The organism is Shewanella sp. S23-S33 (assembly GCF_043359565.1).
Lineage (GTDB): Bacteria > Pseudomonadota > Gammaproteobacteria > Enterobacterales > Shewanellaceae > Shewanella > Shewanella oncorhynchi.
Genome location: NZ_JBHFFD010000014.1, coordinates 263,561 through 284,449 on the forward strand (window position 1 = coordinate 263,561; position 20,889 = coordinate 284,449).

General features: G+C 45.3%; 14 protein-coding genes. 4 read left to right on the forward strand and 10 right to left on the reverse strand.

Annotated elements, in window-relative coordinates:
- Positions 1-60: 60 nt before the first annotated feature.
- From ACHA99_RS04345 to betI, 5 genes are all read right to left on the reverse strand, one after another.
- The gene (locus ACHA99_RS04345; RefSeq protein ID WP_212600354.1) at positions 61-765 is read right to left on the reverse strand and encodes a TorF family putative porin; all 705 of its coding nucleotides are present in this window, start codon (positions 763-765) and stop codon (positions 61-63) included.
- A 14-nt stretch (positions 766-779) separates the two neighbouring features.
- Complete coding sequence (locus ACHA99_RS04350; protein ID WP_393941248.1) at positions 780-1,997, reverse strand: BCCT family transporter; 1,218 nt, start codon at positions 1,995-1,997, stop codon at positions 780-782.
- 350 nt (positions 1,998-2,347) lie between these two features.
- Positions 2,348-4,033 carry a choline dehydrogenase gene (betA, locus tag ACHA99_RS04355; RefSeq protein ID WP_263200251.1) on the reverse strand — a complete coding sequence of 562 codons (1,686 nt, stop codon included), beginning with the start codon at positions 4,031-4,033 and terminating at the stop codon, positions 2,348-2,350.
- A gap of 9 nt (positions 4,034-4,042) precedes the next feature.
- The gene (betB, locus tag ACHA99_RS04360; RefSeq protein ID WP_393941250.1) at positions 4,043-5,506 is read right to left on the reverse strand and encodes a betaine-aldehyde dehydrogenase; all 1,464 of its coding nucleotides are present in this window, start codon (positions 5,504-5,506) and stop codon (positions 4,043-4,045) included.
- A complete protein-coding gene (betI, locus tag ACHA99_RS04365; RefSeq protein ID WP_393941252.1) occupies positions 5,497-6,102 on the reverse strand; it encodes a transcriptional regulator BetI in 606 nt (201 codons plus the stop codon). Before betI ends, betB begins: the two co-directional genes overlap by 10 nt.
- A gap of 599 nt (positions 6,103-6,701) precedes the next feature.
- Here betI and yiaY point away from each other — a divergent pair.
- From yiaY to ACHA99_RS04380, 3 genes are all read left to right on the forward strand, one after another.
- Complete coding sequence (yiaY, locus tag ACHA99_RS04370; protein ID WP_393941254.1) at positions 6,702-7,850, forward strand: L-threonine dehydrogenase; 1,149 nt, start codon at positions 6,702-6,704, stop codon at positions 7,848-7,850.
- Positions 7,851-8,667: 817 nt separating this feature from the next.
- Positions 8,668-9,033 carry a hypothetical protein gene (locus ACHA99_RS04375; RefSeq protein ID WP_028760718.1) on the forward strand — a complete coding sequence of 122 codons (366 nt, stop codon included), beginning with the start codon at positions 8,668-8,670 and terminating at the stop codon, positions 9,031-9,033.
- 288 nt (positions 9,034-9,321) lie between these two features.
- Entirely contained in the window at positions 9,322-9,528 is a 207-nt protein-coding gene (locus ACHA99_RS04380) for a hypothetical protein (RefSeq protein ID WP_028760719.1), read from the forward strand.
- 81 nt (positions 9,529-9,609) lie between these two features.
- Here the strand turns inward: ACHA99_RS04380 and ACHA99_RS04385 are convergent, their stop codons facing one another.
- From ACHA99_RS04385 to aceB, 3 genes are all read right to left on the reverse strand, one after another.
- Positions 9,610-9,978, reverse strand: a complete 369-nt coding sequence (locus ACHA99_RS04385; protein ID WP_006080843.1) for an acyl-CoA thioesterase — start codon at positions 9,976-9,978, stop codon at positions 9,610-9,612.
- A 535-nt stretch (positions 9,979-10,513) separates the two neighbouring features.
- Positions 10,514-11,839: an isocitrate lyase gene (gene aceA / locus ACHA99_RS04390; protein ID WP_028760720.1), complete on the reverse strand. Its 1,326-nt coding sequence runs from the start codon at positions 11,837-11,839 to the stop codon at positions 10,514-10,516.
- A 140-nt stretch (positions 11,840-11,979) separates the two neighbouring features.
- A complete protein-coding gene (gene aceB, locus ACHA99_RS04395) occupies positions 11,980-13,629 on the reverse strand; it encodes a malate synthase A (protein WP_393941257.1) in 1,650 nt (549 codons plus the stop codon).
- An 859-nt stretch (positions 13,630-14,488) separates the two neighbouring features.
- Here aceB and ACHA99_RS04400 point away from each other — a divergent pair.
- Positions 14,489-16,933: a TonB-dependent receptor gene (locus ACHA99_RS04400; protein WP_393941259.1), complete on the forward strand. Its 2,445-nt coding sequence runs from the start codon at positions 14,489-14,491 to the stop codon at positions 16,931-16,933.
- Positions 16,934-17,025: 92 nt separating this feature from the next.
- Here ACHA99_RS04400 and ACHA99_RS04405 read toward each other — a convergent pair whose 3' ends face one another.
- Together ACHA99_RS04405 and ACHA99_RS04410 are read right to left on the reverse strand one after the other, a co-directional pair.
- Positions 17,026-18,795: a monovalent cation:proton antiporter-2 (CPA2) family protein gene (locus tag ACHA99_RS04405; RefSeq protein WP_173246041.1), complete on the reverse strand. Its 1,770-nt coding sequence runs from the start codon at positions 18,793-18,795 to the stop codon at positions 17,026-17,028.
- Between the two features lie 329 nt (positions 18,796-19,124).
- Complete coding sequence (locus tag ACHA99_RS04410) at positions 19,125-20,858, reverse strand: GGDEF domain-containing protein (protein ID WP_393941296.1); 1,734 nt, start codon at positions 20,856-20,858, stop codon at positions 19,125-19,127.
- Between the last annotated feature and the right edge of the window lie 31 nt (positions 20,859-20,889).

Here is a 20,889-nt window from a genome sequence, read left to right on the forward strand (position 1 = left end):
ACCAGAAAGCGCGACTGAACTCACCCACGGGAGGCACTTTTATGGTAAAAGTCCCTTAGATTACAACATGAATTGACGCGATACCGACAACACTAGACGCTCGTCACTGGTATCTAAGTTCATGCTAGTATCTTCGGCGGCAAGACTGAAATCAAAGCCACTCCAACTGGTCAGATAGGCGATACGGAAATGATTAAAGGATTTGCCACCATCCCATGACCATTTATCCTCATCAAGTGATGTCGAGCGATCGACACTAAAGCGAATATCATGCCCTTCGGCAACGCTAATCGTATGGCCAAGCAACATAGTGTAATGCTCACCACCCAAACCAAAGTAATCCCATGTATAGGTCAACTTAGCCTCAGAGTGACCCAGTGAACTATCATATCCTAACTTGCTATACAGCTCAGGATAGTTGTACTCATCGGAAAACGACTCGCCGTGGTAAGTGTAATAAGCCAGTCCGACATCGAAACTCAGTTGCTCATTGAGCTGATAAAACTTACCCGCATAGGCATCGAGTTCCAACCAAGTGCTGTCGTTTCCCCCAAAGTCGACGTTCGAGGTAAAGCCACCCACGTACCATCCCGAATCAAAACCGTAATCCAAATTGCCTTGCAGCGCTGGGCCGTTGTCCGTTTGGCTGACACCGTTAAAAGTGTAATCCGACGTCGCCGTCACAGTGGCCGATAATCCGGCATTGGCCGCTGTTGACACTAATAACAATCCGCCGGCGACAAGATAAAAACATTTTGATTTCATTATTAATTTTTCCATTAGTTAGCTAGCTCAATTTTAGTAAAGTCGATTTTGTTCTCTTTTGGCGAGCGCTCAATGGCACGAACAGTTTGCAATTGCGTCATCATGATGTAACCAAAACAGCTAAAGATCAGGCCCAGTGCGATTGCACCAACCCATTGAATTTGAAGAAAGTCTAATTGAAACAGTAATGTCAGACTGCAGAGCAAGACTAAGTTAAAACTGACATATTTAAACTTGCCTAACCGCTCAATGGTCAAATTAAGATTGTCGGTATAGAGGCGCACCAGTGAGTCGAGTGAATTGATTACAAAGGTAATTCCCACGATCACCATCGCCAGATTATAGAAGCCCGAGGTATCTAACCCATTGGCACTGTAGTAATAAAGTACAGTGAACCAAATAGCGATGGGGATAGACGGAAACACCATCATGGCCAACAGCACTTGATAGGTTTTCATGCCGCCGACAAAGCGCGAGGTAAATTGACCGATCATAATGCTCCACGCAAACCACCAGAACAGATAAAACTCATGGTAGTCATTGATGGGTAACACAAAATGTTGAATATTGCCGAAGTAGTCACCTAACATGGCAAAGGTCGTAAAGAACTCGCCCACACTCGAGTCAGCCGATAAAAATGCACTGGCCCACATCATGGCAATCAAGCCTAAAAATAACCAAGTGCTCGCCAGACTCAAGATACGCACATAACGTATGCTAGTGCTGGAATACACAGCCGCGGCGATCACCATAAATACGATGAGATAAAAGCTACTGACTATGGTTTCGCCATCGCCTAATTCGGGTAAATACCAAGGCAAATTGCTTAATAACAAATAGGCGGTAAAGGCACAGGTGCCAATAATCACCACATTATTGATGAACTTGACCCAAGGAATATCGAAGAATCTCACCCTAGGCTCAATGACACAAAAATAAAAACAGGTTAAAAAGTAGAAGCTCCAAATCAAGAAGGCCCAGAAGCCAAACTCAATCGCCAGCGGATTACTAAAGCCGTATTCAGGACTCGCCGCCACATTGACGTAACCCGCAAACTCGGTGAGCGGAAACATGATCAAGCCGACATCAAGTCCTGAGGTAAACAGAATCGCGATAAAGGTAAAAGTACGCACAGGCGTCACGCCGATACAGCGAATATTGCCCCAGCGATAAATCACAAACGCAATCGCGGCAAAAGTGAACAGTATCCCTGCGGATAATAACCAAGTCATAATGAGCACTCAGTCCCAGTCGATACTGGGTATAAGTCGGCATCTGGATATAAACCCATAAAATGTAACTCCATGTTTTTATTTAATAATAAAAACTGATCCATTTTTAAAGGCAACGTTCTGCCCTCAAGCCTTAAATATCGCTACTTAAAAACACTCCGCGATAGTTAAACCCTGATAGATGATCAGTCGTGAAAGCGGTCATTTGCACACTCACTGCGGGCTGACCGACCCTTTAGATAAAATGAATAATGACCCTTTTGAGTCATCAATTAATGAGTCACTTCAAAATTGAAGCCGCCAGTCCGTCGATTCGACGGACTGAGCAGGCGTGTTGTTAACTTATGGCTTTAACTTGTCGCAGTACTTCTTTGTGTGGTTTGCCAAGCGTCGGCAACCACAACGGCGGAATCTGCTGGCACTAACATCTCAGCCTCTAAAATCAGATCCGCGGCGCGCTCGGCCAACATGATGGTCGGCGCGTTCAAATTGCCGTTCGGGATAGTCGGGAAAATAGAAGAATCCACCACCCGTAAATTCTGCAATCCGTGCACGCGGGTTTCGGGATCCACCACCGCCATCGCATCTGTGCCCATCTTGCACGAACAAGAAGGATGATATGCACTCTCAACCGATTGACGCACAAAGGCATCGATTTGCGCATCGGTTTGCACTTGTGTGCCGGGTTGAATTTCCTCACCGCGATACTCATCGAATGGCGCTTGATTGATGATCTCACGGGTTAAGCGCACGCAGGCCCTAAAGCCTTCAATATCATCGGGATGCTGTAAATAATTGAACTGGATCTTAGGTGGCGCTTTAGGATCTGCCGACACTAAGGTCACGGCACCACGACTCTTAGGCTTGTTATGGCCCACATGTACCTGAAACCCATGACCCGCAAAGGCTTCTTTGCCATCGTAACGCATGGCCGCAGGTAAAAAGTGGTACTGTAAATCCGGCCACTCCAGACCCGCTTTTGAGCGAATAAAACCACAGGATTCAAAGTGATTTGTGGCCCCTAGGCCAGACTTATCTAAGATCCAACGGGCACCGATTAAGAACTTGCTGAAAGGATCTAACTTGCCATTGAGTGAAATCGGTTTAAGGCATTTGAATTGGAAATAAAACTCTAAATGATCCTGTAAATTCTGACCAACACCGGGCAACTCATGTTGTAACTCGACCCCTGCATCGGCCAATACTTGGGGATCGCCAATGCCTGATAATTGCAGTAAATGCGGCGAACCTATTGAGCCAGCAGCTAAAATCACGTCTTTGTTACAACGAATATCTTCAACTTTACCTTTGTGTTCAATGCGAACGCCAACAGCCGTTTGTCCTTCCAATAACACTTTATGCACTAAAGCGTGGGTCACAACCGTGAGGTTACGTCTAGCCATCGCTGGGCGTAAATAGGCATTGGCGGTTGACCAGCGTACGCCTTTTTTGACCGTCATATGCATAGGGCCAAAACCTTCTTGCTGCGCGGCATTATAATCGGCGGTCGATAAATACCCCGCCGCAATGCCCGCATCCACAAAGGCTTGGTATAAGGGATTTTGCATCTGGTTGCCGTTATTCACGCCTAACGGTCCAGACTCGCCGCGATACTCATCACCACCAAAGGCCCAGGTTTCCGCCTTCTTAAAGTACGGTAAGCAGTGGCTATAATCCCAATCGGTCGCCCCTTGCGCCTGCCACTCATCAAAGTCCCTAGCATGACCACGAACGTATACCATGCCATTGATCGACGATGAACCGCCAAGCACCTTGCCCCGAGGACAATGCATCTTGCGATTATCTAAATACGGCTCAGGCTGCGTCTCAAACTGCCAAGCATATTTAGGGCTGTTCATCGGAATTGATAACGCCGTCGGCATTTGAATAAAGATACTCTTATCACTGCCTCCGGTTTCTAATAACAGCACTTCGTTTTTAGGATCCTTTGACAAGCGATTGGCGAGCACACAACCCGCTGAGCCTGCGCCAACTATGATGTAGTTATAATATTTTTGCTCTAATGACTGAGTCAAAATGCCTCCTTAAAATGGGCTTTCTAAGGGCTGTAGACCCACATAAACGGCTTTAACTTGGGTGTAATGCTTGAGTGTCTCGCTACCGTTTTCACGGCCAATGCCCGACAACTTATAGCCACCCACAGGCATTTCGGCTGGCGAGGCGCCATAAGCATTGATCCAGCAAATACCCGCCTGTAACTGATGAATGACCCTATGAGCACGGCTGATATCTTGGGTAAACACCCCAGCGGCTAAGCCCATGGCGGTATTGTTTGCCCGAGCAATCACTTCGGCTTCATCTTTAAAGGTAAGCACGGACATTACAGGGCCAAAGATTTCCTCTTTACAGATGCGCATCTCGTCGGTGCAATAGGTGAAAATCGTCGGGGCAACAAAGTAACCATTGGGAGCATTTTCAGGTGTTAATGCTGTGCCACCGGTGAGCAGAGTTGCGCCATCGTCGATACCTTGCTGAATATAATCGAGCACTTTTTGCTGGTGAGCTTTGGAGATCAAGGCGCCAAAGTTAGTCTCTGGCGCCATAGGATCGCCCACCACAATGTTGGCTTGGGTACGGGCGAGCAGTTTTTCGATAAAGCGTGAATAAACCGACTCATGAACAAACACTCGCGTCCCATTGGTACAGACTTCACCTTGGGTATAGAAGTTACCGAGCATGGCACCTGAAACGGCATTGTCGATATCAGCATCGTCAAACACGATAAGCGGTGATTTACCGCCGAGTTCCATAGTGACGTCTTTTAATGAACTTGCTGCTGCGGCCATGACTTTTTTGCCAGTACCGACTTCACCAGTGAAAGACACTTTGGCAATATCCGGATGTCCCGTTAACCAAGCGCCAACCTTGCCATCGCCCATCACGACGTTAAATACGCCATCGGGCAAACCCGCTTCACTTAAGAGTTGCGCTAATTTCAGTGCGCCAAGCGGCGTTTCTTCCGAAGGTTTAAAAATCATCACATTGCCGCTGGCTAATGCAGGAGCGGCCTTCCAACAGGCGATTTGTAATGGATAATTCCAGGCGCCAATGCCAGCACAAATACCTAAGGGCTCACGGCGGGTGTAATAAAAATCTCCACCGACTTGCTGCTGAGCGCCTTCAAGCCCAGGGGCAATATGGGCGAAAAACTCGATAGCATCTGCGCCTGTGACCACATCAACCACTGAGGCTTCTTGCCAAGGTTTACCTGTGTCGCACACTTCGATTGCCGCAAGTTCATCATTACGAGAGCGCAATAGCGCAACCGCGTTTAACAGAATACGACTGCGTTCGGTGGCACTCATGGCAGACCAAATCGCAAAGCCTTTTTTGGCGCTCTCGATGGCCGCTTGCTGAATTTTTTCATCGGCCACTTGCACTCGGTACGCCAATTGCCCAGTGGCAGGATTGACGACGTCGAAGGTTTCGCCGCTATCGTTAGCGAGCAACTGACCCGCAATAAAGTTGTACTGTACTTCTACTGACATGTTTTGACTCCATGCTGCTTTATCACATTGTGGATAAAGGTTTTGCATAATTTTTCGGCCTGAACAAAATCCTGCTCAGGGGTTTCACTTAAAGCGCTGCGTAACCAAAATCCATCGATCATCGCCGCCGTTTGCTCAGCAGCCATCAGGGCAAACTCTTTAGGCAACACGTGCCGAAAGGAAAAATATAAGTTGCTGTATAAGCGGCGACTATTGATATTCTGCAAACGGGCTAACTGGGGATCGTGGACGGCCTGTGCCCAAAAACTCAGCCAAGTGTGAGTGACATTTCGCGAGCGTTGTAACTCGGTAAAATTCGCTTCAACTATCATCATTAAGCGCTCTGTTGGCGCCAACACTTGTCCTTGGATTCGATTGAGCAACGCTTGCTTTAACTGCTCAAGCAAGTGGCGCAGCGTCGCTTGGATTAAGCCCTGCTTACCACTGAAATAATGACTGATGATCCCCGACGACATCCCCGCCAACTGACTAATGCTGTTGATGGTCGTGTGCTGCAATCCATGCAAGGCAACCGATGCTAATGTCGCATCGATAAGCTGCTGTCTGCGTATCAATTTCATTGCGGCTTTAGGCATAAATACTCAAGGAATAACCACTCTCTCAATACTCTGAACGACGTTAATTGAACGTTCAATTAACAATCATGATAATGATTAGTGATGTAACTATCAACCTAAAATGCCACAGTGACAAAGCTCACAAGTTAGTTATGTAAAAAAGAATTAATCTGTAAAAACAAGATAAAACTATAGATTCCTTTGACTTACGGCCCTACCACAACCACAGCAGTACGCATAAATCAATATTAGATATCAAACTAATTAATTGGAGTTAATGCTACAAATGAGAGTATTCATGAGGTTTAACCTCTGTTAGATTTAACAATTGAGCCGTCAAACTCTGGATAAAAAGTGGGATAAAAAGTAAACGAAAAATGCACAGAAATGATGCATCACAAGGGGCGCTAACAACGCTAAAAAACCATATCGTACGCCAACACTAATACCCGTCATAAAAGTCCGAAATTTAGTTACCCAGTTCCAACTTTAGTGGGAAATTACCCTCAGATAAGCGCCGAACTCGATCAAGCTCACACTTTCACTACCTCCAAATTGGTAGCTTGATCACCAGAAAAGAACACAACTTAATCTTTACAAGCAAATAGGTGGATTTTATGGCTGCTAAATTTTTTATTCCTTCTGTCAACGTATTAGGCCAGGGCGCAGTGGATGATGCTATCGGTGACATCAAAACCTTAGGCTTTAAACACGCACTCATAGTGACAGATAAACCCTTAGTCAAGATTGGCTTAGTCGGTGAAGTGGCCGAAAAACTCGGTCAAAATGGCATTACCTCCACCATCTATGATGGCGTACAACCTAACCCAACAGTGACCAACGTCGAAGCGGGTTTAGCCCTGTTAAAAGCCAACAAGTGTGACTTTGTGATTTCACTCGGCGGTGGATCACCCCATGATTGCGCCAAGGGTATCGCCCTTGTTGCCACCAATGGCGGCAGCATTAAAGACTATGAAGGGTTAGATCAATCCGCAAAACCACAGTTGCCGTTAGTGGCCATTAATACGACGGCAGGTACTGCCAGTGAAATGACGCGCTTCTGTATCATTACCGACGAAGCCCGCCACATTAAAATGGCGATTGTCGATAAACACACCACGCCTTTGCTGTCGGTCAACGACCCTGAGCTCATGCTGAAAAAGCCTGCGAGCCTCACGGCCGCAACCGGTATGGATGCACTGACTCACGCGGTTGAAGCCTATGTGTCTATTGCAGCTAACCCGATCACCGACGCCTGTGCGATCAAGGCCATAGAATTGATTCAAGCTAACTTAGTCAACGCAGTTGAAAACGGTCAAGACATCAACGCCCGTGAACAAATGGCCTACGCCCAGTTCTTAGCAGGTATGGCGTTTAACAATGCCAGCTTAGGTTATGTGCATGCGATGGCGCACCAATTAGGCGGTTTCTACGATCTGCCCCACGGCGTGTGTAACGCTCTGCTGCTGCCACATGTGCAGGAATACAACGCCCAGGTCGTCCCTGCTCGCTTAAAAGACATTGCCAAGGCTATGGGTGTCGATGTGTCTGCGATGACAGATGAGCAAGGTGCTAGTGCGGCGATAGCGGCAATCAAAAAACTGTCTGTTGCGGTTAAGATCCCAGAAAACCTGACCTTGTTAGGCGTGAAAGCGGAAGATATTCCAACACTTGCGGATAACGCGTTAAAAGATGCCTGTGGATTCACCAATCCAAAACAAGCGACCCATGCGGAGATCTGTCAGATCTTCACTAATGCGCTGTAATTGTGCGCAGTAATCGCCATACCTTACCAATCGCAAGTTATCGCACTGTAATCGTGCGCTAACTTGCTGGATAACGACTTATTGTCCTGCTAGTGCGTAAACACGACTTCATCCTCCAATGAATTCGTTTTAGGCTCCAATAGTGCACAGATTATTGCTGCACTATTGGGGCCTTTTTTACACCTGTATCAACAAGATGGTGAGGTAAGTTACTATCTTAAAAATTGAGTAACAAAAACCAACATAAAACTCAGTGTCTATGCACCTTTGAACTGACAAAACACTCACAAATCTGCATATTCAAGAAGAAAGGATCTGAACCTAAAATATTCATAGCAAAATGATATAAAAAACGTGATCTCTGTGGGTTACAGACTGTTACAGATCCGATAAGATGGCACCAGTTCGCTTTTTCCCTGCAAAAGATGAAGCCAGCTGAGAGGCCCGTTCTAACGAATGGGCCTCTGTCCATGCTGCCAGTTACCCGTATAGCTCCCATCAAAGTTTAATTAACCTATTTACTCCGCTGTTAACTCTTTTTATCAATAAGACTTACTGACGACCAAGTTGTTGCTTTATTAATCAGTAATTCAGCAAAAGCGAAACTTCACCCAAAACTGAGATCTAGCACAAAGTTATTGGCATAAAACTCATGCTAAATAGAGACATGACAGATTAAGTAAATGGTTAATTTTCATGCAGTAACTATCCTTCTCCGTCAAAAAACATCAAGGCTATATAGACTTAATTAATGATTGACCGAATTCAAAAACGATGCCTATGATGGCAACAATATCCTCGAACAGGTAGGTACGCTATGACTGCAATCACCCATGTATATAACTACACAGTTAGATGTCCACATTACAAAGATCCTGAACATCCCGTTACTTGGCTAAATCATATTGAAATGAACCAGTCCTGTGAGATCGCGTTAAATCGCATCACTAAATGGCACGAGCTTTCTGGGGAAAAAACCTTCGAAACTAATAAGTTTGTGGTTCGTAAAGCCGAAAATGAAGATGCTTACTTCTCAATGCAGAGTGACAGACTCAAAAATGACGGCCATGCCTTAGTCACCTTTAAAATCTTTTTAGACGATTGCTGTGACGATGCGGCGCCAGAAGAAATCATGCAGCACCTGATTGAAGACTATCAACAACGCTTAGCCAAACTCGAATAATCTTTGCAGTATTATTTAGCGACCTTAGACGCCAGTGCGCAAAACGCCACTGGCGTTTTTATTTGTCGAGTTCGATAACTCAACCCACGACGTCATTTAATGCTCTTAGTTTCGCTCACTCGGTTGACACTCGCCCAGAAACATTGCAACAGCGACTCGGCAGATAATATCGCCATAGCGTGATTCAGCTCAAGATCTGTTATATTGTCCCGAATGTCATTTAGCACAGTAAAAATGGCAAGGCCCAGTAAATTGAGTTACGAACTTAAATTGAGGATTAGCATCACAATGAATAAAGCGACGCTCATTATTATTCCTTTATTACTCGCTACATCCGCCTGTGCGGATTTAAAGGACGCAGGCCGTGCCATCGGCACAACGACTAAAGAAGTCACCACTGAGATAGGCCACGCGACTCGAGACACGACAAAAGCCATAGGTCATGCTTCACGGGATGCGGTCAAATCGGTAAAAGAAGATTTAACCAAAGACTAATGACAGTGACGCCTAGGCGTCACTGCACATTTTAAGCATCTTATACATTTAAGCATCACGCATTTTAAGCGCCACGCCCCCTTAAGCCGCATTCGCCCGAATACCATGGGGCACAGGCAATCCTTGGGCATTCACATGCACAAACACCATCTTATCTATACTCACCACTGGCGCCTGCGTCATTTTATTGCGTACTTGACAGCTCACGGTAATAGAACTGTGGCCGAGACTCACTAGCTCCAGACCAAACTCAATCACATCCCCTTGATGCGCTGGCGTCATAAAGTTGATTTCAGAAATCAGCTTAGTCACATGGCTCGTGCTCTTCATCTGACAGGCAGCAAAAATGGCGGCCTCCTCATCTATCCAACTGAGCAACTGACCGCCAAACAGGGTATTTGCTGGATTTAAATGTTCAGGTTTAACTAAACGGCGACTGTAATATTTCATGGCGGTGACCTCAATGTGAATGCCAATAATCAGCTTTAATGCACTGTAACTTCCCGTAATATTCAGAGCATTATTCAGGCCACATTTGATAGCTATTAAATAACAATGAGATAGCAATAAGTTACTGTAAAATAATCCGATTATTGCACCAAGTCGTATCAGAGTTGCACCATATTAATCAGCGCAATAGTGAACCAATAAGCAAAAAAATAGCGACTCATAGAGTCGCCAAGCTAAGGCAAGCAAAAACTTACAGGGTAGGAAGTTAAGTCACAAGGTTTGACTTAAAAACCCGCGCAGCACATGTAGGCGAACTGCACGGGGACAACAGCTGCAAAGCAGCTAAACACAGGTTTACAGGTAACACTCTTTCATACTCAACTCGAGATTTAAGCTGCAAGCTCGGTAACTCATCACAGTCCGCTCTTGCCCTCTATTTCGAGTTTTTAACCACGCCTCACCAGATACATCAGCATAAGGCGTGCTGAGGAGTGATCCACAATCACAATGGACCATCCTAAGCGCTGCTTACTGCTTAAAACTGCTCTTCTTCGGTAGAACCTGTCAGTGCGGTCACTGATGAATGGCCACCTTGAATAACCGTAGTCACTTGGTCGAAATAACCTGTGCCCACTTCCTGTTGATGCGCGACGAAGGTGTAACCTTTCTTCGCTGCAGCAAACTCAACTTCTTGAACTTTCTCGACATAATGCTTCATACCTTCGCCGCGCGCATAGTCGTAAGCGAGGTCGAACATGTTGTACCACATGTTGTGGATGCCGGCTAAAGTGATGAACTGGTACTTGTAGCCCATGTCTGACAATGCTTGTTGGAAGCGCGCGATAGTGGCGTCGTCCAGATTTTTCTTCCAGTTGAACGAAGGCGAACAGTTATAAGCAAGCAGTTGATCTGGGTACTGAGCATGAATCGCTTCAGCAAAAACACGCGCTTCTTCAAGATCCGGTTTAGCGGTTTCACACCAAATCAAATCCGCATAAGGGGCGTAAGCTAGACCGCGAGAAATCGCTTGGTCAAGACCTGCTTTCACACGGTAGAAACCTTCATTGGTGCGCTCGCCAGTCACGAAATCACGATCGTATGGGTCGCAATCTGAAGTTAACAAATCGGCCGCGTTAGCATCGGTACGGGCAATAACCAGTGTATCGACACCGCTCACATCCGCCGCTAAACGTGCAGCAACCAACTTTTGTACCGCTTCTTGGGTTGGCACTAATACTTTGCCGCCCATGTGACCACATTTCTTCACTGAAGCTAACTGATCTTCAAAGTGAACACCGGCAGCGCCTGCATCGATCATCGACTTCATCAGTTCGAAGGCATTTAATACGCCGCCAAAGCCCGCTTCTGCGTCAGCAATAATTGGCAGAAAGTAATCAACAAATTTTTCATCTTCTGGATTAACGCCATTGCCCCACTGAATTTGGTCGGCGCGACGGAATGAGTTATTGATGCGTGACACCACAGCTGGCACTGAGTTAGCTGGGTATAAAGATTGATCTGGGTACATAGTGCCGGCTAAGTTAGCATCGGCTGCCACTTGCCAACCTGAAAGGTAAATCGCTTCAATACCCGCTTTCGCCTGTTGTACCGCTTGACCACCCGTTAACGCACCCAATGAATTCACATAGCCTTTTTTAGCGCCACCGTTAACCAATTCCCATAGCTTAGCAGCACCGCGCTTAGCGATAGTATTCTCAGGCACGATTGAACCACGAAGTGCAACCACTTCTTCTGCGGTATAAGGACGACGCACGTGTTTCCAACGTGGGTTTTCAGCCCAATCTCGCTTGATTGCATCAATCTGTTCTTGACGTGAAGTCTGAGTCGTTGCCTTAGTCATATTGTCGCTCCTTTATCTTTGATGTTGTAGCTATCATGAAACTGCCCCCCAGTTTCACTCTGCTAAATTGTTTGGTTGACGGTAGCCCCGCCACAGCTAAATCTGGTTTACCTAAAACGGTTCAAGCAAATGAGTTCATTCTAAGCTGTCAGCATTTCGTAACCGGGTAAGGTTAAGAAATCGACCAGCTCGTCGGAGGTGGTAATGTCTTCAAGCAATACCGCCGCTTGGGTGAATTTGCCATGGGTGAATCTGTCGCTACCCACTTCTTTTTTCACGTTCGACAGCTCTTCAACCAACATGTCTTTAAAGAGTTGTTTGGTCACTAGCTTGCCGTTTGACAGCGACTTACCATGTTGGATCCATTGCCAAATTGATGCTCTAGAGATCTCTGCCGTAGCCGCATCTTCCATTAAGCCGTAAATGGGCACACAACCATTGCCGCTGATCCACGCCTCTAAATACTGCAGGGCGATACGAATGTTCAGACGCATCCCTTGTTCAGTGCGCTCACCGTCGCAGGTTTTAAGTAACTCGCTAGCCAGGATTGGCGCGTCTACATCACGGGTAATATGCAATTGATTACAGTGATCTTGGCCTATGTATTCGTTGAAAATACCCATAGCGGTGTCGGCAAGGCCAGGGTGCGCTACCCAAGTGCCATCGTGGCCGTTACGCGCCTCAAGCTCTTTATCTCGACGAACTCGCTGCAATACGGCTTCGTTCTGAGCAGGATCTTTAGCAGGAATAAAGGCTGCCATGCCGCCCATCGCTAATGCCCCGCGTTTGTGGCAGGTCTTAATCAAGAGTCTTGAATAAGCGCTTAAGAAAGGCGTATCCATAGTGACGGCTTGGCGATCCGGTAAGACTCGGTCGCTATGACGTTTTAATGTTTTGATATAGCTGAAGATGTAATCCCAACGACCACAGTTCAGTGCGACGATATTGGAACGCAGCTCATAGAGAATTTCGTCCATTTCGAACACGGCAGGCAAAGTCTCAATCAAGCAAGTACATTTAATCGTGCCCGCTTGCAGACAAAACCTTTCCTCAACAAAAGCAAATACTTTTGCCCACCAGCGCGCTTCAACATGACTTTCTAACTTAGGAATATAGAAGTATGGACCACTGCCCTTGGCCAAAAGTTGGCGATAGTTGTGGTAGAAATACAGTGCGAAATCAAACAGTGAGCCTGGAATCGCTTTGCCGTTAAACTGCACGTGTTTTTCTTTAAGGTGCAGACCACGAACGCGGCAAATAAGCACTGCAGGATTTGGTCCTAATTTGTAGTGCTTACCTGTGTCCGGTGCTGTGTACTCAATATCACCACGCACGGCATCACGTAGATTGATTTGACCTTCGACGACTTTTTCCCAGCTTGGTGCTAAAGAATCTTCAAAATCGGCCATAAACACTTTGGCATTGGCGTTGAGTGCGTTAATCACCATCTTACGTTCAACGGGACCTGTGATTTCTACGCGGCGATCGAGTAAGTCATCGGGAATACCACGAATCTGCCATGCACCATCACGAATAGCGCGGGTTTCAGGCAGAAAGTCTGGTAATGATCCTTTATCGATACGCGCTTGCTTATCTTTACGTTTAGCGAGTAAGGCGGGTACTTCGTCGGCAAATTCACGACAAAGGGATTCGAGTAAGGCGACAGCCCCTTCGGTAAATATGACTTCTTGGCCTGGAATGTCACGACCCACAATATTAAGCGTGGCGTTTGCTGTAGCTTTACCCAGTGTCGAATTCAATTGCTGTTCACTCAAAGTGTGTTCCGTCATCTTGATGCCCTCCCAAGAGGCTCCACTATCACAGGCTTAGCGCTGACATATAAAGCAGTAGCATCCCCAATCACCGCTGCTTATAAACTCACCAAAAAACCATCAAATGTTTGTTTCGAACTAAAACTTACCGACAAACGTTTGTATTTGCAACAGTCCAAGATTGACAAAAACATGCATTAACCTAAGTAGAAACCATGCTAACATTGGTCTGACCAAACAAAAAAATAAACAACAAGCAACTGATAAATATGCAATTAAACATTTTAATCACATATGACAATTGCAGTTAAATGAAACTTGTCAGACAACTTTACCAATCAATACGCAAAGTAATTAATTACGTAATTAAATAACTAATAGTAAATTAATTATTACACCATTTTTACTCTATTAGACCTAAGTAGAAAATGCTCAATGTTTTGAACTAACCTAGAGGTAAGTCAGATAAATTCATATAAATCATAATGATAAAGACTGTTGCTATTGCCACAAATTAAAACGACCGTTTCATTTTGACGTTTACGTAAACGAAATAAGTGTCGTGTGCGATTCAAACTAAGTACCAGGTTGCGTTTCCCGATCAACAAGGTGGGATGTGATGGTTAACTCAAAAAATAAATCACTTTTTTATAAAAAAATGAAACAAATTTGACATTACAGCGGGATGGAGCTTAGACGCGACTTTTTATGAAGCTTTTCTCCTGCGAGAACCCATACCTTACTTCCTCAAATACATGCCTTTTCGTAACACTTATTCGCAGCACTGCACATTTCAACCACGACATCTGAAACATTTGTCGCCAACTTAAATGCAAATCATTACTATTCGCGACCTATTTATTTGGGGGAACCATTAATGAAACCATTTCGTTTGTCACTAACTGCACTCGCCTGCCTTTCCGTTTTATCGCAAACTGCATACGCCGAAGCTAACTCGGTATCAGCAAATACTGAAGCCAACGTTGAGCGCATCACGGTTTATGGCAGACAAAACTCAGTGGTGAAAAATTCAGGGCTAGCGACTAAATCCGACATGTCTCTCATGGAAACACCAGCTGCAGTTGTAATTGTTGACCAAGAACTGATCGAAACCCAAGGTACAGATAATCTGCAAGACTTGATCCGTAACATCAGTGGTGTGACTCAAGCGGGTAATAACTATGGCATTGGTGACAACATAGTCATCCGTGGTTTAGGCGCAAATTACACCTATGACGGTATGTATGGCGGTGCTGGCCTTGGTAACACTTTCAACCCCACGCGCTCTTTAACCAACGTTGAATCCGTAGAAGTATTAAAAGGCCCAGCGACTGGACTCTATGGCATGGGGAGTGCTGGCGGCGTCATCAATTTAATTGAGAAAAAACCGCAATTCGAGTCAAAAAACAAATTTACCGCTGAAGTTGGACAATGGGATACCTACTCTCTTGCTCTGGATAGCACGGGCGGTCTGAGCGATGATGTCGCCTACCGTTTAGTGGCAAAATCCGGCCGCAGTGATGGCTATCGCGATATAGGTACAGACAGAGACGAAATCTATGGCGCCTTGAAATGGGTATTAAGTGATAGCCAAGATTTAATGCTTTCAGGTGCTTACATCAAAGATGCTATTGCCGTTGACTCTATTGGCCACCCGATTCGAATTTACAATGCCGATTCAGTCGGCGGTAAGAGCGCGGGAGAGGTCACTTGGCAGGATTTAATCAACGATCCAAGTGGTAAGGGTCTACAACTGACCGATGCACAGCGTCAGCAGTTAGCGGCCTCGTTGTCGGGCGCTGATGGCTTAAGGCCCTATTCGTTTGGTGATGCAGGGCTGATTTCACCCATGGCGAAGGACAATGAAGGCGAAGAGTTAAGATTTAAACTAACCCACAATATTTACTTCAACGATAGTCTGTTTCTTAATCAGCAATTACAGTATCGCGACTACACTTCAGGCTTCGCCCGCCAAACAGGTGCTTATAACTACGTCTACTGGAAACAAGGCAAAAACCCGATCAACGCTGATCCCCGCGCGCCTTTAGTTGAAAACGGCGTACTTTATCCTTTTGCTGCAAGACGTCAGGAATACCGTAAAGTGGATGCCGACGAGACTTCGTGGCAGTACTTTGCCGATTTACGTTATGACTTCCAAATTGGCAATATAGACAATGAATTATTGGTCAATGCCAACTATGAAGACCGTAATATTCGCTTCCAGCAATATTCTATCTACGATGCGGATCAAATCTTTAAAAACAAAGATGGCAAAATCATTTACCAAGGATCTCTGCCTTATATATACGACATCCGCAATCCTAATTGGGGCACAGGTAAATTCGAGGACTATGACCCACTCAAAACCGCTAACTATGACAAAAAAGTCAGCGCTTGGGGCGTAGGCTTACAACATGTCAGTTATCTGCCATACGGCTTTACCACACGTATTGGTGTTGCCTTTAATGAGATTAAACAAGCCTATGAGCACTTTGGTGTTGATCCACGCTATAGCACTAGCCAATCCCAAGCGACACCAGAAGCCGATACCACAGATAACGGTATGACCTATAACCTAGGGTTAACCTACATGCCGATTGAGGATTTATCATTTTTCATCAACCATTCTAAAGGGCGCACCGCTTACAGTGTACTTGATGCAGTAAAAGATAATGCTACCGACCGAGATGATTCAGAATCGATTAGTAATGATTTAGGCATGCGCTTTAAAGCATTTGAGGATCAATTACTTGGCTCACTGGTATTCTTTAAAAGCTCGCGTACTAATGTCGCCTATAACAACCCTGATTATACCAATGGCATATTAACCCCTAATATTCCCGTGTATTTTTACGATGGCAGCGAAGATACTCAGGGGGTCGAACTCGATCTCAATGCCCACCTGAATGATCAATGGCGCGTTAACCTTAATGGCATGTACCAAGATGCAAGGGATAAGCAAAACCCGAATGACGTCGCAAATTACGACAGCCGTCAAAAAGGTGTGCCTTATGTCACTGCCAGTGCTTGGGTTACCTATGGCGCGGATTGGTTTAGATTATCAAGCCCAATCGAGCTGAGCCTTGGTGCAAAATTTGTCGATGATCGCAGTACGCACTCAAGCTCATTTGGTATTCCAAACGGTTACGTGCCTAGCTATACCGTCGTTGACTCGGCGGTGAGCTACAACACGGATTCTTGGAAAATCCAGTTAAACATCAATAACCTTTTCAATAAAGACTATTACAGTAAAGCCATGTTCCTCGGTGGTATGCCGGGTGAAGAACGCAACGTCAAACTGCAATACAGCTATAGCTTTTAACACTTAAACATCAGCGTTAAATTTGATGTTGTAAACCAATAAAAAAGAGAGCATTTATGCTCTCTTTTTATATCCAAATCAGAGTGACAACATTAGCTCACATTCTCCCTATCGCCACGCATGAGGGATTCCAACTCTGCCTTACCCTTATTCGATAGATTGATTAACGTCGCTAAATCATTTTGATGAGCCGCACTCGCAATCACCAGTTTCTTATCATGTTCAGCAAAAATTTTTACCCGCTCGTTGGCTTGTACCTGCGATAAACCTAAACCTTGGAGAATCTTCTCACTGGCCGATAGCGCCGAACCAAAGGTCTCACGAAACACATCCGTCACCCCAAGGCTCATCAAACGATAAGCATGGTTACGGTCCCTCGCCCGCGCGACAATGTTGATATGGGGAAAATGCGTTTTCACTTGCAGAGCAATTTCAATGGAATCCTCAACACTGTCCACGGCAAGCAATAGTAGTCTAGACCGAGCAATCCCCGCCGACATCAACATGTCTAAGCGTCTGGCATCACCAAAATACACTTCACCACCGTATTTACGAATAACATCCACATGACTCGCATCCTTATCCAAGGCGACAAAAGGGATACCTGATGAGGCCAAAATACGCCCCGTGATCTGGCCTACTCGACCAAATCCTGCAATCACCACTTCAGATTCGGTGACATTAATCGTATCTGGCAGACGAGTATCCACCACTTTGGCTTTAGTTGCTCGGAACAAAGTAAACAATAGAGGTGTTACTGCCATAGACAAACCAATAGCAAGCACAAGGACTTGCGCAATTTTATCGCCGACAATACCAGATAGCTGCGCCTGAGATAACAGCACAAAGGCAAATTCGCCCCCTTCAGCAAGGATCAAACCTAGTGCAATACTAGGCCGCCATTTGTGGTGCCGAATACGACCCAACACCATAAGCACAAAGGTTTTAATCAGCAACATAGCCATTAAAATACCCAGAATAAGTAACGGATCAGATATCAATAATTTCAAATCCATACTCATACCGACAGCCATGAAAAACAGCCCAAGCAATAAGCCTTTAAAAGGTTCTATGTCAGTTTCGAGCTGGTGCCGATAACTTGAGTTAGCGAGCATAATACCCGCCAAAAATGCCCCCATGCCCGCAGAAAGTCCCAACCACTCCATTAACTCAGCGCTACCCATAACCAGCAATAATGCAAAAGCGGTGAGCACTTCACGCACCCCACTGCTTGCCACTAGTTTAAGGAATTTAGGCAGTAAATATTTCCCCACTAACACAAAACCAACGAGCGCAAGACACGTCCAGTACCAAGGCACCGCATGATGTTCAATCTGAGCAGAATTGGGCGCCAAATATGCTGTCAGCAGCAACATAGGTATAACCGCAAGATCTTGCATTAACAAGACCCCAAAAGCATCACGTCCAAGTGGGGTTGTAAGCAACCTATGCTCACTCATTAACTGCACGGCAAAGGCTGTCGATGATAAAGATAGCGCGGCGCCAACCACTAAAGCCGCCTCAATAGACAAGCCAAAGCCCCAAGCCAAACCTCCAATCGCAGCCCATGACAACAACAGCTGACCACTGCCTAAACCAAAGATAGCACTGCGAAGTTCCCATAATTTACTTGGATTCAATTCGAGTCCAAGTACAAACAGCATAAGTACCACACCTAACTCGGCAAAATGCAACACGGCTGCAGGATCAGAAACCAACGCCATACCACCTGGGCCTAAAATAATCCCTGCGGCCAAATAGGAAAGAATAGGACCCGCGCCAAACCGTTTACCCAAGGGAACAAAAATAACCGCCGCCAATAAAAATAGCAGCACCGACGTGAGTAAACTCGACTGTTCCATGAAGGCTCCAACGGAAAAAGGAATGCGCATTGTTCTATGTAAGGACCCAGCAATAGCTAGGCAATTATCAGCTATGATATCCCATTTATTTATTAACAAGGTCAAGGCAATTCATTAAAAATGAGAAATTTTGATACGAAAAACACTTAAGCGTAGAGGAAATCAACTGGAGCAACAAAGCAGAGTAAAAGAGCACTTAGAGACACCTTAAACTGTTATCGCATTTTGTGAGTGACTGCAAAATAAAAAACGAGCAATAAACTAAGGAAGGATAAAACCAGTAAGGGCTTGCCAACTCTGGATGAGACTAAATGCTCACTCGACTTACATTACACAGAGGGCGATGCGATATGACGCCGTAAATCAGTTGCCTGCTTGTCACATTTTAATATGTCAGAATAGCGTACTACGGTGTTACGGCCATTGGCCTTAGCGGCATAGAGCGCCATGTCGGCTCGGTGGAATAATGGATCTAAACTCAGATCATCAGCCATTAAACCGCTCACACCAAAACTTGCCGTTATGACGAACTTATGCCCTGAATGTTGGGTATCAATGGCCTCGATACGAGCTCGACATTGCTCCGCCACTTCCATGCCTTTCTCTTCATCGGCATAAGGTAATAAAATTGCAAACTCCTCACCGCCGATACGAGCAAAAACATCACCATTTCGGATATGGGATTTAAGGGAGTCAACCACCTTTTTAAGCGCCCAATCGCCAGTTCCATGACCAAAAGAATCGTTGATGCGTTTGAAGAAATCTAAATCGAATAAAATGACACAGAAATCCCCGCTACGAGCCGTGGCTTGCACAAAAAGGTTTTCTCCCAACTCTTGCCCTGCACCACGATTCAATATGCCTGTTAAGGCATCCATTCTCGCCATACGCATAAACTTACGTTTCTGCATCTGACCTACGGCTAACAAAATCCCAAGGAAGAACAGCCCACCCACTAGAATAGTGATAAACATCAGCATATTGGTGTATTCCCGCTCTTTTACCATTTGCTGAGCGATGTAAAGTTCACGCTCTTTATTGAGTAAGTTGATTTCACGCGCCTGTTCATCGGCATTAAACTTAGCCGCCTGATAAGCGAGAGTTTTCATTCTAGATTGGTCAAAAATCAATTGATTATAATATTGTTCTTTTCTTGTGTATTCATAGGCTTGCTCAAATTGTTTATCCGCCGCCATCAGTTCGGCAAATACCTTATATGCAATATGCTTATGTTCTATGTAGCTATTATCATCGGGAAATGAAAGCACTTTAACGGCGTGACTTTTCGCTTGAACCTGCTCACCCATGGCAAAGTAATTCTCTGCAAGTAGTGCATGTACATGGCTAATTTCTAACTGAAATTGAAAAGCTTCATACCCTTTTAAGGCTAATAGCAGAATCGCTCTCGCGCCTAAAAAGTCGCCCCGCTCCTGCAAAACCATAGCTTTGCCTTTCATCGACATAGTCGCCAGAAGGGGGAATTGCTTCGCATCACAGTATTGACGGCTATCTTCGAAGGCATCGAAGGCGTCGGGATTTTTCACGCCGAGTAAATAAATAGCGCGCAACAATTTGGCATGACAAATATCGCGAACATCGGTTTCCTTTGCGAGTTGTAGCACTTTATTGGCATAAAGGCCCATATCGCTATAAGCATCCATTTCGGAATAAATATTGGCAATTCTTAAATATGAGTGCCGTTTAATCGTGACATCATCAATATTCACCACTAGGACTAATGCTTGAGCGACTGCAGCCAAGGCTTTGTCATAGTCACGTATCCCTATATATACCGTGGCTTTGTAACTATAAACTGACGCTAATAAATCAGTATTTGTCACTAAGGTTTCTGCTTGGTGTAGATCATCTAACGCTTTAGTATATTCACCGATGAAAAAATAACCTATCGCTCTATCTATCCTCAGTCGTCCTTGTTGTATTGTAGTTAAACGACTGAATTCTTTCTCATATTCGGCAAGCTTTTTCTGCGCAGCACTAAGATCAGATTGCAGTAATACATCAAGCTCATTGAGTGCCTGATCAAAATCGAGAGAGTTAGCCATCAAATCTGTCGAACACAAGGCGAAGATGGCT

Excerpts from the sequence above, each read along its gene's own strand:
- ACHA99_RS04350 (WP_393941248.1), bottom strand. The coding sequence starts at position 1,997 with ATGACTTGGTTATTATCCGCAGGGATACTGTTCACTTTTGCCGCGATT.
- ACHA99_RS04380 (WP_028760719.1), top strand. The coding sequence starts at position 9,322 with ATGAATAAAGCGACGCTCATTATTATTCCTTTATTACTCGCTACATCC.
- betB (WP_393941250.1), bottom strand. The coding sequence starts at position 5,506 with ATGTCAGTAGAAGTACAGTACAACTTTATTGCGGGTCAGTTGCTCGCT.
- betI (WP_393941252.1), bottom strand. The coding sequence starts at position 6,102 with ATGCCTAAAGCCGCAATGAAATTGATACGCAGACAGCAGCTTATCGAT.
- ACHA99_RS04400 (WP_393941259.1), top strand. The coding sequence starts at position 14,489 with ATGAAACCATTTCGTTTGTCACTAACTGCACTCGCCTGCCTTTCCGTT.
- aceA (WP_028760720.1), bottom strand. The coding sequence starts at position 11,839 with ATGACTAAGGCAACGACTCAGACTTCACGTCAAGAACAGATTGATGCA.
- ACHA99_RS04410 (WP_393941296.1), bottom strand. The coding sequence starts at position 20,858 with ATGGCTAACTCTCTCGATTTTGATCAGGCACTCAATGAGCTTGATGTA.
- ACHA99_RS04385 (WP_006080843.1), bottom strand. The coding sequence starts at position 9,978 with ATGAAATATTACAGTCGCCGTTTAGTTAAACCTGAACATTTAAATCCA.
- ACHA99_RS04375 (WP_028760718.1), top strand. The coding sequence starts at position 8,668 with ATGACTGCAATCACCCATGTATATAACTACACAGTTAGATGTCCACAT.
- yiaY (WP_393941254.1), top strand. The coding sequence starts at position 6,702 with ATGGCTGCTAAATTTTTTATTCCTTCTGTCAACGTATTAGGCCAGGGC.
- ACHA99_RS04345 (WP_212600354.1), bottom strand. The coding sequence starts at position 765 with ATGAAATCAAAATGTTTTTATCTTGTCGCCGGCGGATTGTTATTAGTG.
- ACHA99_RS04405 (WP_173246041.1), bottom strand. The coding sequence starts at position 18,795 with ATGGAACAGTCGAGTTTACTCACGTCGGTGCTGCTATTTTTATTGGCG.
- aceB (WP_393941257.1), bottom strand. The coding sequence starts at position 13,629 with ATGACGGAACACACTTTGAGTGAACAGCAATTGAATTCGACACTGGGT.